Annotated in this window: 14 protein-coding genes; 12 read left to right on the top strand and 2 right to left on the bottom strand. The window is 54.6% G+C overall.

What is annotated here, in order from left to right; translation table 11 throughout:
• The first annotated feature begins 14 nt into the window (after positions 1–14).
• The 12 genes from mutL to C1N64_RS00725 all read left to right on the top strand — a co-directional run bounded on the left by mutL (position 15) and on the right by C1N64_RS00725 (position 14,349).
• Positions 15–1,859 carry a DNA mismatch repair endonuclease MutL gene (gene mutL / locus C1N64_RS00780; protein ID WP_033740041.1) on the top strand — a complete coding sequence of 615 codons (1,845 nt, stop codon included), beginning with the start codon at positions 15–17 and terminating at the stop codon, positions 1,857–1,859.
• The gene (miaA, locus tag C1N64_RS00775) at positions 1,852–2,802 is read left to right on the top strand and encodes a tRNA (adenosine(37)-N6)-dimethylallyltransferase MiaA (RefSeq protein WP_006120944.1); all 951 of its coding nucleotides are present in this window, start codon (positions 1,852–1,854) and stop codon (positions 2,800–2,802) included. The genes mutL and miaA overlap by 8 nt, the downstream gene beginning before the upstream one ends.
• A gap of 104 nt (positions 2,803–2,906) precedes the next feature.
• Positions 2,907–3,221: an RNA chaperone Hfq gene (gene hfq / locus C1N64_RS00770; protein ID WP_033740039.1), complete on the top strand. Its 315-nt coding sequence runs from the start codon at positions 2,907–2,909 to the stop codon at positions 3,219–3,221.
• 75 nt (positions 3,222–3,296) lie between these two features.
• Positions 3,297–4,577 (top strand): ribosome rescue GTPase HflX, encoded by a 1,281-nt coding sequence (gene hflX / locus C1N64_RS00765; RefSeq protein WP_006120942.1) that lies wholly within the window; start codon positions 3,297–3,299, stop codon positions 4,575–4,577.
• 177 nt (positions 4,578–4,754) lie between these two features.
• Entirely contained in the window at positions 4,755–5,987 is a 1,233-nt protein-coding gene (gene hflK, locus C1N64_RS00760) for an FtsH protease activity modulator HflK (RefSeq protein ID WP_033740037.1), read from the top strand.
• Positions 5,988–5,990: 3 nt separating this feature from the next.
• Positions 5,991–6,995: a protease modulator HflC gene (gene hflC / locus C1N64_RS00755; protein WP_006120940.1), complete on the top strand. Its 1,005-nt coding sequence runs from the start codon at positions 5,991–5,993 to the stop codon at positions 6,993–6,995.
• Positions 6,996–7,050: 55 nt separating this feature from the next.
• Positions 7,051–7,251, top strand: coding sequence for a DUF2065 domain-containing protein (locus C1N64_RS00750; protein ID WP_006120939.1), 201 nt, complete (start codon positions 7,051–7,053; stop codon positions 7,249–7,251).
• A 166-nt stretch (positions 7,252–7,417) separates the two neighbouring features.
• Positions 7,418–8,716 carry an adenylosuccinate synthase gene (locus C1N64_RS00745; protein ID WP_033740036.1) on the top strand — a complete coding sequence of 433 codons (1,299 nt, stop codon included), beginning with the start codon at positions 7,418–7,420 and terminating at the stop codon, positions 8,714–8,716.
• Between the two features lie 222 nt (positions 8,717–8,938).
• Positions 8,939–9,382 (top strand): nitric oxide-sensing transcriptional repressor NsrR, encoded by a 444-nt coding sequence (nsrR, locus tag C1N64_RS00740; RefSeq protein WP_006120936.1) that lies wholly within the window; start codon positions 8,939–8,941, stop codon positions 9,380–9,382.
• A 16-nt stretch (positions 9,383–9,398) separates the two neighbouring features.
• The gene (rnr, locus tag C1N64_RS00735; RefSeq protein WP_006120935.1) at positions 9,399–11,834 is read left to right on the top strand and encodes a ribonuclease R; all 2,436 of its coding nucleotides are present in this window, start codon (positions 9,399–9,401) and stop codon (positions 11,832–11,834) included.
• Between the two features lie 66 nt (positions 11,835–11,900).
• A complete protein-coding gene (gene rlmB / locus C1N64_RS00730; protein ID WP_033740035.1) occupies positions 11,901–12,635 on the top strand; it encodes a 23S rRNA (guanosine(2251)-2'-O)-methyltransferase RlmB in 735 nt (244 codons plus the stop codon).
• Between the two features lie 85 nt (positions 12,636–12,720).
• Positions 12,721–14,349 (top strand): isovaleryl-CoA dehydrogenase, encoded by a 1,629-nt coding sequence (locus C1N64_RS00725; RefSeq protein ID WP_058702686.1) that lies wholly within the window; start codon positions 12,721–12,723, stop codon positions 14,347–14,349.
• On the opposite strand, the gene bsmA is transcribed toward C1N64_RS00725, so the two are convergent.
• Both bsmA and C1N64_RS00715 read right to left on the bottom strand, forming a co-directional pair.
• Positions 14,323–14,649, bottom strand: coding sequence for a biofilm peroxide resistance protein BsmA (gene bsmA / locus C1N64_RS00720; protein ID WP_033740034.1), 327 nt, complete (start codon positions 14,647–14,649; stop codon positions 14,323–14,325). The genes C1N64_RS00725 and bsmA overlap by 27 nt on opposite strands.
• Before the next feature lie 57 nt (positions 14,650–14,706).
• Positions 14,707–16,638 (bottom strand): methyl-accepting chemotaxis protein, encoded by a 1,932-nt coding sequence (locus C1N64_RS00715; RefSeq protein ID WP_054633018.1) that lies wholly within the window; start codon positions 16,636–16,638, stop codon positions 14,707–14,709.
• Positions 16,639–16,643 lie beyond the last annotated feature (5 nt).

Genomic DNA, 16,643 nt, shown 5'->3' with positions numbered 1-16,643 from the left:
CAAGGATATCCCGCATGCCAATACAAATTTTACCGCCGCAACTCGCTAACCAGATTGCCGCCGGAGAAGTGGTTGAGCGCCCCGCATCGGTTGTGAAGGAACTGGTGGAAAACAGCCTTGATGCGGGGGCAACGCGAATAGATGTGGATATCGAAAAGGGCGGTGCAAAACTCATCCGCATCCGCGATAACGGTTGTGGTATCGCAAAAGATGAACTCGCGATGGCGCTGGCTCGCCATGCAACCAGCAAAATTGCATCGCTGGACGATCTGGAAGCCATTATGAGCCTGGGGTTCCGCGGGGAAGCGCTGGCCAGTATCAGCTCGGTTTCCCGCCTGACGCTGACGTCGCGCACGGCCGAACAAAGCGAAGCCTGGCAGGCGTACGCGGAAGGTCGTGATATGCAGGTGACCCTCAAGCCTGCCGCGCATCCCTGTGGATCGACGCTGGAAGTCCTTGACCTTTTTTACAATACGCCAGCGCGCCGCAAGTTTATGCGTACTGAGAAAACCGAGTTTGGTCATATTGATGAAGTCATCCGTCGCATTGCGCTGGCGCGGTTTGACGTGGCGATTTCTCTGAACCATAACGGCAAGCTGATGCGTCAGTACCGGGCGGTTAACGATGAGCGCCAGCGTGAACGTCGCCTTGGCGCGATTTGTGGCACGACCTTCATGCAGCACGCACTGCGGATTGACTGGCAGCATGACGATTTAGCTCTGCGCGGCTGGGTTGCCGATCCCGCCGGTTCTCGTCAGATCAGCGACATCCAGTACTGTTATGTTAATGGCCGCATGATGCGTGACAAGCTCATCAACCATGCCATCCGGCAGGCGTTTCAGAGCCAGTTGCAGGACGATCAACAGCCCGCCTATGTGCTTTATCTGACGATCGATCCTCACCAGGTCGACGTCAACGTCCACCCGGCAAAACATGAGGTGCGTTTTCATCAGTCACGTCTGGTGCATGATTTTATCTACCAGGGCGTCATGAGCGTCTTGCAGGAAAGCGCGGCACCCGTTCTGCCAGCCGTACACGCGGAGGAGCCTGCACCACGCTGGCAACAGGAAAACCGCCAGGCCGCAGGCGGCAATCATTTCAGCCAGCCTGCGGCAACGCCGCGTAACAGTGGTGGCACAACCGGTGGGGCGGGTTGGCAAAGTAAAGAGCCGGGTTATCGCCCGCGTGAAGGCAAGGTTTATCAGCAGTTGCTGGATACCGCAGCCCGTCCTGCCACTGCGGCAAAAGCGCCGGTCTCGCCGCCACGTGAGGCGACGATTACGCCAGCGCCTGTGAAAGCGCATCTGCACAGTTTTGGTCGCGTACTGACGGTGCTGGCAGATCAGTATGCCGTGCTGGAGCAGGACCAGACTTTACTGTTATTAGCCCTGCCCGTGGCGGCGCGGTGGTTAAAACAGGCCCAGTTAGAGCCGCAGGAAGGTGGATTAAAAGCACAACCGCTTTTGATTCCTGTGCGGTTAAAAATCGCCTCGGCAGAGCGCAAGGCGGCACAGGACAATCTCAGTCTGCTTAACCAGATGGGCATTGATTTGCATCCGGAGGGCGACCACATTATCTTGCGCGCCGTGCCTTTACCGTTACGAACACAAAATTTACAAATCTTGATTCCTGAACTGTTAGGCTATCTCGCCCGACAGCAAGAGAACTCTGCGACGCAACTGGCCCAGTGGCTGGCGCGACGAGAGGATGCAGAGCCTCAGAACTGGAATCACTCCCAGGCGATTACGCTGTTGACGGAGCTGGAAAGGCTTTGTCCGCAGCTGCTGAAATCGCCACCTTCAGGCTTGTTGCAAGCCATCGAGATTGAGAGCGCGATAAACGCGTTGAAGCATGAGTGAATTAAACCAGGCTGGCCGGCCAAAGGCGATTTTTTTGATGGGGCCGACAGCGTCAGGCAAAACCGCATTAGCGATTGAGCTGCGTAAACAGTTGCCGGTGGAACTGATCAGCGTAGATTCTGCTCTGATTTATCGAGAGATGAACATCGGTACGGCGAAGCCTTCTGCGGAGGAGCTGGCGCTGGCACCCCATCGTTTGCTGGACATTCGCGATCCTGCTGAGGCCTATTCGGCAGCGGAGTTTCGGCGAGACGCGTTAGCAGAAATGGCGGATATCGTTCAGCATGGACGAATTCCGTTGCTTGTTGGTGGAACTATGCTCTACTTCAAGGCGTTACTTGAAGGATTGTCGCCGCTGCCCTCGGCCGATCCGGATGTCCGCCAAAAAATAGAGCAAATGGCGAGTGAAAAAGGCTGGGAAGCTTTACATCGTCAACTTTGCGAAATTGATCCGGTCGCAGGCAGTCGTATTCATCCGAATGATCCGCAGAGACTTTCGCGAGCACTGGAAGTTTTTTTTATTTCGGGTAAAACTTTAACGGAACTGACTAAAATTTCCGGCGAAGCGCTCCCTTACGATGTTCACCAGTTTGCTATCGCCCCCGCGAGCCGCGAGCTGTTGCATCAACGCATCGCGTTGCGTTTCGACCAGATGTTGGCGTCAGGATTTGAAGCGGAGTCTCGGGCCCTGTTTGCACGAGGTGATTTGCATACGGATATGCCTTCCATTCGTTGTGTCGGCTATCGCCAGATGTGGTCTTATTTAGCGGGCGAGATCGACTACGACGAAATGGTTTATCGGGGAGTTTGCGCAACCCGGCAACTCGCTAAACGGCAGATGACCTGGTTACGTGGCTGGGAGAACATTCACTGGTTAGACAGTGATGAACCTCACTTAGCGCGTGATACAGTACTTCAGGTTGTTAGTGCGAAGCATGGGTGATTGTGTACAATTGGCAAGTTACGTGCGCAAATTTTTACGCAGTTTTTTTCAGAACCACTGTGTTCTACAAGCAACAAACAACAAGCATATAAGGAAAAGATAGAATGGCTAAGGGGCAATCATTACAAGACCCGTTTCTGAACGCACTGCGTCGTGAACGTGTTCCGGTTTCGATCTATTTGGTCAACGGTATCAAGCTGCAAGGTCAGATTGAATCCTTTGATCAGTTCGTTATTTTGTTGAAAAACACGGTAAGTCAGATGGTGTATAAGCATGCCATCTCTACTGTTGTGCCTTCACGTCCGGTTTCTCACCATAGCAACAATACCGGCGGTGGCAGCAACAACAATTACCATCACGGCGGCAGCAATACGTCTGCTCAGTCGCAGCCACAACAAGACGGTGATAACGCAGAGTAAGGCGGCACCGTTTAACCAGGACTGGAAAGCCTCAGGTTTTCCGTCCTGGTCTTTTTATATAAGCGAGGTTATAGCTTGTTTGACCGTTATGATGCCGGTGAGCAGGCCGTACTGGTACACATCTGGTTCTCCCAAGACAAAGAGCTCGAAGATTTACAGGAATTCGAAACCCTGGTTTCTTCTGCTGGCGTTGAAGCACTGCAGGTTGTCACCGGCAGTCGTAAAGCGCCACATCCCAAGTATTTTGTCGGTGAAGGAAAAGCCGTTGAAATTGCCGATGCGGTAAAAACAAGTGGAGCATCGGTCGTCCTTTTCGATCATGCCTTAACGCCCGCTCAGGAACGTAATCTTGAGCGCCTGTGCGAGTGCCGTGTTATCGACCGCACTGGCCTGATTCTTGATATTTTTGCCCAACGTGCACGTACCCATGAGGGGAAATTGCAGGTTGAGCTGGCGCAGTTGCGTCACCTGGCAACACGCCTGGTAAGAGGCTGGACGCACCTTGAACGCCAGAAAGGCGGTATTGGCCTGCGTGGCCCGGGTGAAACGCAGTTAGAAACCGACCGCCGTTTATTGCGTGGCCGTATCAGCCAGATTTTGTCACGTCTGGAACGCGTTGAAAAACAGCGCGAGCAGGGACGACAGGCGCGCGCTAAAGCCGATGTGCCGACTGTCTCGCTGGTGGGTTACACCAACGCCGGCAAGTCTACTCTTTTTAACGCCATCACCTCTGCCAACGTTTATGCCGCGGATCAGCTGTTTGCTACGCTGGATCCCACGCTGCGTCGCCTGAATGTTGCCGATGTCGGTGAAGTTGTGCTGGCCGATACCGTCGGCTTCATCCGCCATCTGCCGCATGATTTAGTGGCCGCATTTAAAGCTACCTTGCAGGAAACCCGCCAGGCCACGTTGCTGATGCATGTGATCGATGCAGCCGACGTGCGGGTCAATGAAAACATAGATGCTGTCAATGAGGTGCTTGAAGAAATCGAAGCCGATGAAATTCCCGCGTTACTGATCATGAATAAGATCGATATGCTGGACGGTTTTGAACCGCGCATTGACCGTGACGAAAATAACCTGCCGGTGCGAGTATGGCTCTCTGCGCAGACGGGGGCGGGGATTCCGCTGTTATGGCAGGCGCTGTCCGAGCGTCTGTCGGGCGAGATTGCCCAGTACGATTTACGTTTGCCACCGGATGCGGGGCGCTTACGCAGCCGTTTCTATCAGTTGCAGGCGATTGAAAAAGAGTGGAACGAAGAGGACGGCAGTGTGGGGTTGCATGTGCGAATGCCGATTGTTGACTGGCACCGCTTATGCAAGCAGGAGCCGTCGCTGACCAGTTATATTGTTTGAGATTGCCAAACCGAACTTACCCTGACGATTTTATGTTGTTGCGCGGCGTTAGTTGACATATTTCCCGACGGCCACTCTCTTCACCGGGTCGGCGAGTCGGTAACGCAGACGCAGCCAGTGCCGCCACAACGGAAAATCACAAGGGTAAGCCGCTAAAACTATAAATGGAGTAATGACATGGCGTGGAATCAGCCCGGAAATAACGGACAGGACCGCGACCCGTGGGGAAGCAGCAATAATCAAGGCGGCAACTCTGGGGGGAATAAGGGAGGTAAGGAATCTGGGCCTCCTGATCTGGATGATATCTTCCGCAAGCTGAGTAAAAAGCTTGGCGGATTCGGCGGCGGCAATAAAGGTGACAATGGTCAGCGCAGTTCCGGCGGTAGCGGCAAACTTTTTGGCATTGTCGCTGTTGCGGCAGTAGTGATCTGGGCAGCAAGCGGATTTTATACGATCAAAGAAGCGGAACGCGGTGTTGTCACGCGCTTTGGTAAGTTCAGCCACATCGTTGAGCCAGGCCTGAACTGGAAGCCCACCTTTATCGATCAGGTCCGCGCCGTGAATGTCGAAGCCGTGCGTGAACTGGCGGCATCGGGCGTCATGCTGACCTCTGATGAAAACGTTGTGCGCGTGGAGATGAACGTGCAGTACCGCGTAACCGATCCGGAACGCTATTTGTTCTCTGTTACCAGCCCGGACGACAGCCTGCGTCAGGCAACGGACAGTGCGCTGCGCGGCGTAATTGGTCGCTCTACCATGGATCGTATTCTGACAGAAGGTCGTACGGTCGTGCGTAGCGAAACGCAGCGCGAAATCGACGAAACCATTCGCCCGTACCATATGGGCATCACGGTGCTTGACGTTAACTTCCAGGCGGCGCGTCCTCCTGAAGAGGTGAAGTCAGCGTTTGATGACGCGATTGCCGCGCGTGAAAACCGTGAGCAGTATGTGCGTGAAGCGGAAGCCTATGCGAACGAAGTTCAACCGCGGGCTAACGGTCGTGCGCAGCGTGTGCTGGAAGAAGCACGTGCTTATAAAGAGCGCACGGTGCTGGAAGCACAGGGTGAAGTGGCGCGTTTTGCCAAGCTTTTACCGGAATACAAAGCCGCGCCGGAAATTACCAAAGAGCGTCTGTACATTGAGACCATGGAGCGTGTTCTGAGTCATACACGTAAAGTGCTGGTGAACGATCGTGGTAACAACCTGATGGTTCTGCCTCTCGATCAACTGATGCGTGGTGTTCAGTCTTCCTCTGCGAAGAACGGGCAAAAGAGCAGCGCAGCATTGCCGTCACTTTCCGATCGGAGTGCAAGCCGCACGGACACGTCGTCATACAGTCCAGACAGCATCATGGATCAGCGTCGAGCCAACGCTCTGCGCAACGATACCCAGCGCGAAGGGAGAGAGTAATCAATGCGTAAGCCAGTCATAGTTGTCATTATTATCGCGTTGGTCGCCATTTATGCGTCGCTCTTCGTGGTACAGGAAGGTGAGCGCGGTATTGTCCTGCGCTTTGGTAAAGTCCTGCGCGACAGCGAAAACAAGCCTCAGGTTTTTGCACCGGGTCTGCATTTCAAGATTCCGTTTATCGAAACGGTTAAAATGCTGGATGCGCGTATCCAGACCATGGATAACCAGGCCGATCGCTTCGTGACCAAAGAGAAGAAAGATCTGATTGTCGACTCTTACATTAAGTGGCGCATCAGCGATTTCAGTCGCTACTACCTGGCAACCGGTGGTGGGGATGTGTCTCAGGCCGAAGTGCTGCTGAAGCGTAAATTCAGTGACCGTTTACGTTCAGAAATGGGCCGTCTCGACGTGAAAGACATCGTGACCGATTCTCGTGGTCGTTTGACCACGGATGTCCGTGATGCGCTGAATACCGGTACGGCAGGCGGTGACGATGACGTGTCTACACCAGCCGCAGATGATGCTATCGCCAGTGCAGCGGCACGGGTTGAACGGGAAACCAACAGCAGTGAACCTGCGCCAAATCCAAACAGTATGGCGGCGTTAGGGATTCAGGTTGTTGACGTGCGGATCAAGCAGATCAATCTGCCGACGGAAGTCTCAGATGCGATCTTTAACCGTATGCGCGCCGAGCGTGAAGCGGTTGCGCGTAGCCAGCGTTCACAAGGTCAGGAAGAGGCGGAAAAACTGCGTGCTCAGGCTGACTATCAGGTTACCCGTACGCTGGCAGAAGCCCAGCGTGAAGCCCTGATTACCCGCGGTGATGGCGATGCAGAAGCGGCAAAACTGTTTGCAAATGCTTTCAGTCAGGACCCGGATTTCTACGCCTTTATCCGCAGCCTGCGTGCTTATGAAAACAGCTTCAACGAAAATCAGGACGTGATGGTGTTGAGCCCGGACAGTGACTTCTTCCGCTATATGAAGGCACCGTCTAACGCCACGCGCTAAGAACTGATATAACTGACAGGCCGACAATGTTGTCGGCCTTTTTTTTGGATGCGGAATGAACGTAAATATCTGGATGGCACTGGCATTGGTTTTAGTGCTCGAGGGACTGGGGCCGATGTTTATGCCACGGCTGTGGCGGCGCGTAGTGTTGAGCATGACCCAGTTGCCCGATCGGCTTTTACACCGTTTTGGTGGGGGATTAGTGGTCGCCGGCGTGGTGATTTACTGCATGCTGCGGCTGCATGGCGAAGCCTGATAAGGTGGCGCTCGCCGTCTGTGTGGTATCTGAAGCCGCGTTTACCCCCTGGATGTAGTAGTGATCAAAACGCAGGCAAAAAAGCGCGCAATCGTGTGCTAAAAGTGCTGAAAACCATAAAATCAGATGGTAGAATCCTTTTTTAAGCAATCGGTGATTTTGAGAAATGGGTAAGAACGTCGTCGTACTGGGCACCCAATGGGGTGACGAAGGTAAAGGTAAGATTGTAGACCTTCTGACTGAGCGCGCTAACTACGTGGTGCGTTATCAAGGCGGCCACAATGCGGGCCATACACTTGTCATCAACGGTGAAAAAACCGTTCTCCACTTAATCCCTTCTGGCATCCTGCGTGATAACGTTACCAGCATCATTGGTAATGGCGTGGTTCTCTCTCCTGAAGCATTGATGAAAGAGATGAAAGGCCTGGAAGAGCGTGGGATTCCCGTACGCGAACGTCTGCTGATTTCTGAAGCCTGTCCGCTCATCCTGCAATACCATGTCGCCATGGACATGGCGCGCGAAAAAGCGCGCGGTGCAAAAGCGATCGGTACGACGGGCCGTGGCATCGGACCGGCTTACGAAGACAAAGTTGCCCGTCGTGCACTGCGCGTCAGCGACCTGTTCAACAAAGAAACCTTTGCTGCCAAGCTGAAAGAAGTGATGGATCTCTATAACTTCCAGCTGGTGAATTATTACAAAGAAGAAGCCGTCGACTACGATAAAGTGCTGAACGATGTCATGGCGGTTGCCGACATTCTGACCGGCATGGTGGTCGATGTGTCTGAACTGCTGGATACGGCGCGTAAGCGTGGCGATCTGATTATGTTTGAAGGCGCGCAGGGAACACTGCTGGATATCGATCACGGTACCTATCCCTATGTGACCTCGTCTAACACCACCGCTGGTGGCGTGGCGACAGGCTCAGGTATCGGCCCGCGTTTTGTCGATTACGTACTGGGTATTGTTAAAGCCTACTCAACGCGTGTGGGTGCGGGTCCGTTCCCTACCGAGCTGTTCGATGAAACCGGTGAGTTCCTTTGCAAGCAAGGTAACGAATTTGGTGCCACTACAGGCCGCCGCCGTCGTACGGGCTGGCTGGATGCCGTTGCGGTCCGCCGTGCGGTGCAGATCAACTCACTGTCTGGTTTCTGCATGACCAAGCTGGATGTACTGGATGGTCTGAAAGAAGTAAAAATTTGCGTGGCTTATCGCATGCCTGACGGCAGTGAAGTCACTACTACGCCGCTGGCTGCTGAGAACTGGGAAGGCATTGAGCCGATCTATGAAACCCTGCCGGGCTGGAGCGAAACCACTTTTGGCGTTAAAACGCTGGAAGGCCTGCCTCAGGCGGCGCGCAACTACATCAAACGTGTAGAAGAAGTGACCGGTGTGCCGATTGATATTATTTCAACCGGCCCTGATCGTAGCGAGACAATGATTCTGCGTGACCCATTCAGCGCGTAATCATCATCTGGCCGGACAATGTCCGGCCTTTGTTTTTTATGTGATTTAATGCCACTAAAATTCCCTTCGCTTGTCCAACTCTACACTGGCTGAAAAAAATACACAGCCGCCAACACTCTGGTTTATCATCGTAGCGAAATACGTCAGAACCAGTTCAATATTGAAATAAACAGCAGGACGGGCGAGCATACAGGTGCCACCGAATGATTGACTGAGGTCACTGTGCAGCTAACAAGTTTTACCGACTACGGCCTGAGGGCGTTGATTTATATGGCCACGCTGCCGGAAGGCAGACTAACCAGTATTACAGAGGTCACCGATACGTATGGCGTGTCGCGTAATCATATGGTCAAAATTATCAATCAACTTAGTCGTGCTGGGTTTGTTGCGGCCATACGTGGCAAAAATGGGGGCATTCGTCTGGGAATGCCTCCGGGAAATATCATCATTGGTGATGTGGTTCGCAAAATGGAACCTTTGCAGTTGGTTGACTGCGCCCGGTGCTCTATCACGCCTGCCTGTCGCCTTAAGCAGGCCTTACATGATGCCGTGCAGTTATTTTTAAAAGAACTGGACGGCTATACGCTGGCAGATTTAGTGGAAGGTAATACGCCTTTATATGAAATTGTATTGTCTGAACCGCCGGTGGCAATGAATACTCAATGACATCGGAGGAACCGTAATGTCAAAAGATCCTTTTCTGGACAGAGAAGCTGAAAAGTACGAAAACCCTATTCCAAGCCGTGAATTTATTCTGGCTTTATTAGAAAAACGCGAAAAACCCGCCAGCCGCGAAGAGCTGGCACAAGAAATGAATTTGCAGGAAGAAGAGCACCTCGAAGCCTTACGCCGTCGTTTACGTGCAATGGAACGTGATGGCCAGTTAGTTTTCACCCGCCGCCAGTGTTATGCCCTGCCTGAACGTCTTGATCTGCTGCGTGGAAAGGTCATTGGTCATCGCGATGGCTATGGCTTTTTACGCGTTGAAGGGCAAAAAGACGATCTGTATCTTTCTGCCGAACAGATGAAATTTTGTATGCATGGCGATGTCATCCTGGCCCAACCGCTGGGGGCCGATCGGAAAGGTCGCCGCGAAGCGCGTGTCGTTCGGGTTCAGGAACCGCGCAATAATCAAATTGTCGGCCGCTATTTCACCGATGCCGGCGTCGGCTTTGTTGTGCCCGACGACAGTCGTCTGAGCTTCGATATTCTGATCGGGCCTGAAGAAACCATGAATGCCCGTATGGGGTCCGTCGTGGTCGTTGAGCTTTTACAACGTCCAACCCGCCGTTCGAAGGCAATCGGTAAAATCGCCGAGATTCTGGGCGATGATATGGGCACCAGCCTGGCCGTGGATATGGCACTGCGCACCCATGAAATTCCGCACAGCTGGCCGCCAGAGGTTGAAGCTCAGGTGAGCAAGCTGAGTGAAGAGGTGCCCGAGTCGGCGAAAAAAGGCCGGGTCGATCTGCGCCAGTTGCCGTTAGTCACTATCGACGGTGAGGATGCCCGCGATTTTGATGACGCGGTTTACTGCGAGAAAAAGCGCGGAGGTGGCTGGCGTCTGTGGGTGGCCATTGCGGACGTCAGTTACTATGTTCGCCCCGGCACACCGCTGGATAACGAAGCACAGCAGCGCGGGACATCGGTATATTTCCCTTCGCAGGTAGTGCCAATGCTGCCGGAAGTGCTGTCGAACGGCTTGTGCTCACTGAATCCTCAGGTCGATCGCCTGTGTATGGTGTGCGAAATGACCGTATCGGCAAAAGGTAAACTCACCGGCTTCAAACACTATGAAGCGGTGATGAACTCCCATGCGCGTCTGACCTACACCAAAGTGTGGAATATTCTGCAAGGCAACCCGGAGCTGTGTGAGCAGTACGCGCCGCTGGTCAAAGACCTGCAGGAACTGCACAACATGTATCAGGTGCTGGAAACCGCCCGCGAAGAACGGGGTGGTATCTCCTTTGAGACAGAAGAAGCGAAGTTTATTTTCAACGCTGAACGCCGCATCGAACGCGTTGAACGCACCTCGCGCAATGACGCCCACAAGCTGATTGAAGAGTGCATGATTCTGGCAAACATTGCCTCTGCCCGCTTCGTGGAGAAGAATCAGGAGCCTGCGCTGTTCCGCGATCACGATCGCCCCAGCGACGACAGCATCAAAAGTTTCCGCACCGTATTAAATGAACTTGGCCTGAGTCTGCCTGGAGGCAATAAACCGCAGCCTGTCGACTACGCCGCGTTGCTGGAGCAGGTTGCCGATCGTCCGGATGCAGAAATGCTGCAAACCATGCTGCTGCGCTCTATGAAACAGGCGGTGTACGACCCGGAAAACCGTGGGCACTTTGGCCTGGCGCTGGCGTCATATGCTCACTTCACTTCACCCATCCGCCGTTATCCGGATTTACTCCTGCACCGCGCCATCAAGTATTTGCTGGCTAAAGAGCAGGGCGACGTGAAAGGCCTGACGACACCAACGGGCGGTTATCACTACGATATGCAGCAGATGCTGCAACTGGGCCAGCACTGTTCCATGACCGAGCGTCGTGCCGACGAAGCCACCCGCGATGTCGCCGACTGGCTGAAATGTGACTTTATGCAGGATCAGGTCGGTAATGTCTTCAATGGTGTCATCTCCAGCGTTACCGGCTTTGGCTTCTTTGTCCGTCTCAGCGATCTGTTTATCGACGGCCTGGTGCATGTGTCGACACTGGACAATGATTATTACCGCTTTGATCCGGTGGGGCAGCGGTTGATCGGTGAATCCGGTGGGCGCACGTATCGCTTAGGTGATGCGGTTGAAGTGCGTGTTGAAGCGGTCCATATGGACGAGCGCAAGATTGACTTTGCGTTGATCTCCAGCAAGCGTCAGGTGCGCGGCGAAGGGAAAACCGAACGTGACAAGGCGAAGCGGGACGGTAAAGCACCAACCAAACGCCGTCGCCAGGCCAGCCGTAAAACCAACTTTGAACCGGATTCCGCTTTCCGCAAGAGTGGCAGCAAGCCTGCTGCGGCAAAGACTGAGAAAAAAAGTAAAAAAGTTTCGGAGAAAACCCGTAAAATCGCCGCCGCCACTAAGGCGAAGCGCGCCGCGAAGAAGGCGAAGCCTGCCTGATGCGCCCAGGCCTCTGCGTTCGCGCAGGGGCTGTTATCCATTTATTTCCAACCACTGAGCAGATTGATGAGCGAAATTATTTTTGGTATCCATGCCGTGCAGGCGTTGCTGGAACGTGACCCACAACGTTTCCAGGAAGTCTTTATTCTCAAAGGCCGCGACGATCGTCGCCTGCAACCGCTGGTGACCGCGCTGGAAGCTCAAGGGATCGTCATTCAGCTGGCCGACCGCAAATGGCTGGACAGCCAGGTCGAAGGCGGCGTACATCAGGGCATCGTGGCACGTGTTAAGCCGGGTCGGCAGTATCAGGAGGGCGATCTGCCGGATCTGCTGCAGAGCCTGGAGAAACCCTTCCTGCTGGTACTGGACGGCGTCACCGATCCGCATAATCTGGGTGCCTGCCTGCGCAGTGCTGACGCGGCGGGCGTACATGCCGTTATCGTGCCGAAAGATCGCTCTGCGCCCCTGAACGCAACCGCTAAAAAAGTGGCCAGCGGTGCAGCGGAAAACATCCCGTTAATCAGGGTCACGAATCTGGCGCGTACCTTACGTCTGCTACAGGAATATCACATCTGGGTTGTGGGTACCGCTGGTGAAGCCGACCACACCGTTTATCAAAGTAAGATGACAGGCCCGATGGCGCTGGTCATGGGCGCGGAAGGCGAAGGCATGCGCCGCCTGACACGTGAGCACTGTGACGAACTGATCAGCATTCCAATGGCAGGAAGCGTTTCCTCGCTCAATGTTTCAGTCGCAACGGGCGTCTGTTTGTTTGAGGCGGTGCGTCAGCGCAACGCGTGATCGCCGCCGCAAATTAGGTTTTATGTCCGGTCATAATGGCCACTCACCTTACATACTGAGTGAGTGATATCCGCGAGGAGCCGTTATGACCTGGACAACTCACACCGTGTTTAATCAACCTTTTCCTCTCAGTAACAGCAACCTGTTTCTGTCTGACGTGCCGTTATGTGACGCGCTGTTGCGTGAAGGCGGCGGAGGGGACAGTGACTGGCTGGCATCGGTAGGCAGTCAACTGGGCAGTGCAGAGTCGCTGGAGCTGGGGCGGCTTGCGAATACCTGTCCTCCTGAACTTCACCGCTATGATGCGCGCGGCGTAAGAGTGGATGACGTGCGCTTTCATCCTGCCTGGCATCTGCTGATGCAGGGCGTGTGCAGCAGCCGTCTGCATAACCTCAGCTGGCAGCCTGATGTACAGCCAAACGCCAGCGTGGCGCGCGCGGCCCGGTTTATTTTGCATGCCCAGGTTGAGGCCGGCACGCTTTGCCCGGTGACGATGACGCACGCCGCGATTCCCTTGCTGCAACGCTATCTGCCCACCGCGTTTCGGGGCTGGCTTGAGCCATTACTCAGCGATCGTTACGACACACATGCGATGCCGGGCGATCAGAAGCGTGGACTGTTGATCGGCATGGGGATGACTGAAAAGCAGGGCGGCAGTGATGTACTGACGAATACCACGCGCGCAGAGCCGCTGCAGGGACGGGGAAGTGGCGAAGCGTATCGCCTCATCGGCCATAAATGGTTTTTCTCTGTACCGCAAAGCGATGCCCACGTCATCCTGGCGCAAACGCAGCAGGGACTCAGCTGTTTCTTTCTGCCTCGCCTGCTGCCGGACGGGTCACATAACGCCATTTTCATTGAGCGCTTAAAAGACAAACTCGGTAACCGCGCCAATGCCAGTAGTGAAGTGGAGTTCAAAGACGCAACCGGCTGGCTGCTGGGTGAAGAGGGCGAAGGCGTGCGCCTGATCCTGAAAATGGCCGGCATGACGCGCTTTGACTGTGCGCTGGGCAGCCACGGACAAATGCGCCGGGCCTTCTCGGTTGCCCTTTACCATGCCCACCAGCGCCAGGTGATGGGGAAAAATCTGGCGGATCAGCCCCTGATGCGTCAGGTGTTAGCGCGTCAGGCGCTACAACTGGAAGGGCAAACGGCCTTACTGATGCGGCTGGCGCGTGCCTGGTCGCAGGCGGATGACGCGAATCAGGCGGCGTTTGCCCGGCTGTTAACTCCCGCGGCGAAGTTTGTGATTTGCAAAGCGGGCATGCCGTTTGTAGCGGAATCCATGGAAATGCTGGGAGGCAATGGCTACTGCGAGGAAAGCGAACTGCCCCGGCTTTACCGTGATATGCCCGTTAACAGCATCTGGGAAGGCTCAGGCAATGTGATGTGTCTGGATGTTCTGCGTGTGATAAGCAAAAAGAGCGGCATCGTGGAGGCGTTAATTCGGGAATGTGATGAGGTAAAGGGCGTTAACCGCCACTTCGACAGACGCTGGCGTCAACTGAAGCTGCGCCTGGGCAAACACGATGAAGCCCAGGCGCGGACGTTAACACAGGACATCCTGCAGTTGGCCACAGCGGTTCAGCTGTTACGCCACGCTGAACCGCGACTGGCGGATGCCTGGTGCGGCCAGTGGCTGGATACGCGGGGCGAACCCACTATCGATGCGGCACTGGCCGATCGCCTACTGGCGCGCGCCAGCGGCCGGTGAGGCACCGTAGAGGATCGCGGTGGTATACCAGATGCCAGGCGTTATCGTTTCGTCGACCATCAGAATCTGATAATAAACGGCGCCTGCCTGATTCGCGCGCGCAGCAATCGCCCGCTCCGCGTCATCCGGTGAGCCTCTCACGCTGGCGCTAATCGTACCGAGCTTCGGTAAACCATAGCTTTGCGCGCGGGTAATCGACTGCGCCTGAGCCGTTGGCGCGGGCGGGGCTTTCGGCGTCTCCTGAAACGCCGCGCAGCTACTCAACAACAGACTCAACGTCAGTAACACAACATAACGCATAGCTAATCCTTGAGAGTCACCTTAACAGGATAAGTGTAAGCCACCGCCCCGCGATCATCACGACTTAATCGAGAAAACGCTGACAAGCTGCGTCAGGTGGTGGCCTTTATCACTCAGGCTCTGGGCTGTCTGTTCTGCCTGCGTAACCAGTTCACTGTTCTGATGCGTGGCCTGGCTAATCTGATTCATCGCCAGGTTAACCTGGCCAATGCCGGCCGTTTGCTGTTGTGCGGCGACGTTAATTTCACCCATTAACGCCTGAACCTGCTCAATATGCGTCACAATTTCGCTCATCGCATCGCGGGTTTGTTCCGACAATGCATGGCCTTCAGCAACGTGACGTATTGAGGTCGCAATCAACGTATCAATTTCTTTTGCTGCCTGGGCGGAACGCTGTGCCAGCGCCCGTACTTCGGCGGCAACCACGGCGAAGCCGCGCCCGTGCTCACCCGCCCGGGCGGCTTCAACCGCGGCGTTCAGCGCCAGAATATTGGTCTGGAAGGCAATGGACTCAATAACGTGCGTAATGTCAGCGATGCTCTGCGACGAAACGTTAATGGCGGACATGGTGTTGACCGAACGGGTGACCGTCTGGTTGCCGTTATCCACGATACTGCTGGCCTCGGCCACCAGCGACATGGCCTGACGCAGGCTGTCGGCGGTATGCTCAACGGTCGCACCAAACTGCTCCATGCTGGCCGATGTCTCTTCAACGCTGCTTGCCTGGCGCCCAATTTGCTCACTGATGTTGTGACTGCTGGCGGCAATGGTATCCGTGCCATCGCTGATTTCCTGCGCGGCACGGCGAACCTGCGCGACTATTTTCTCCAGCCCTTCGCCAATCCCGTTAATGGCATTAATCAGCTGACCCACTTCATCGTGGCGCGTCGTAGCCAGATGAACCAGTAAGTTACCGGCCGCGTATTGCTCAGCCAAATGGATGACCTGCTGTAACGGACGCGTAATGGCACGACGGCTGTACCAGACAAAACACGGCGCAAACAGCAAGACCAGAATCAGGCCGGTTATGAGGAACATATTGCGGCTGTGAATCACCGGTGCCAGCAGGCTGTCGCGGTTGACCTCACCGACCACAATCCAGTTCCAGCCAGGCAACTGTTGCCAGGCCAGCATTTTGGTTTCCCCATCAATATCGGCTTGCTGTACGCCCTCAGGCTGCGTCAGCATCGCGTTCAGCACGCCCTCCTGCCAGTCGGGACGTTTACCTTCAGCCTGTTTATCAAACAGGTACTGCCCCTGCATAGCACCTGGCGTGCCGTTTAACACGTAGAAATGCCCACTGTCGCCCAGACGACGTGCCAGCACTTTTTCGCGCATCAGGCCGTACTGTTTATCGATCTGTACGCCAACAAAAATAATGGCAATCACGGTACCGCTGTCGTCTTTAACGGGCTGATACTGGGTGATATAACGGTGACCAAACAGGGTGGCCAGTCCACGGTAGATCTCGCCTTGCGTCACTTTTTTCCAGGCCCCACTGGTCCGATCAAGCTGGGTGCCAATGGCCCGGCTGCCATCTTCTTTTTTCAGCGAGGTGGAAACACGAATGAAATTATCACCATCACGCACAAAGATGGTGGCGACGGCCGACGTACGATCCGTAAAATCATCTACGGCAATTTGATCGAGGTTCAGCGTTTTGAGCCCGGCCCGCAGAGTCGGTGTTGAAAACTCGCCCACCTGAATACGTGAAGTTTCATCGCGGCTGAAACGCTTAGGCAAAAAGCTGACAAACAGTTGAGTATAATTGCCCACTTCCTGCGTCAGCGTCGCGTTAAACATGGACGCCATTTCAGTAATGCCCTGCACCTGATTGACCATGTCATCCATGGCGAGACTTTCCAACTGGCGTGAAGCATTTTGACTTTGAATCAGCGTCAAAACTAACAATAAAACGCCTACACTTACTGAAGTTATGGCGCACAGCTTCACTCCAAGGCTTGTTCTGCTGAGAGAGAAACGTTTCATAAAGT

This window comes from Pantoea sp. SGAir0215 (assembly GCF_043543215.1).
The sequence above is the reverse complement of the archived record's forward strand: the minus strand, read 5'-3'. Positions and strand labels throughout refer to the sequence as shown.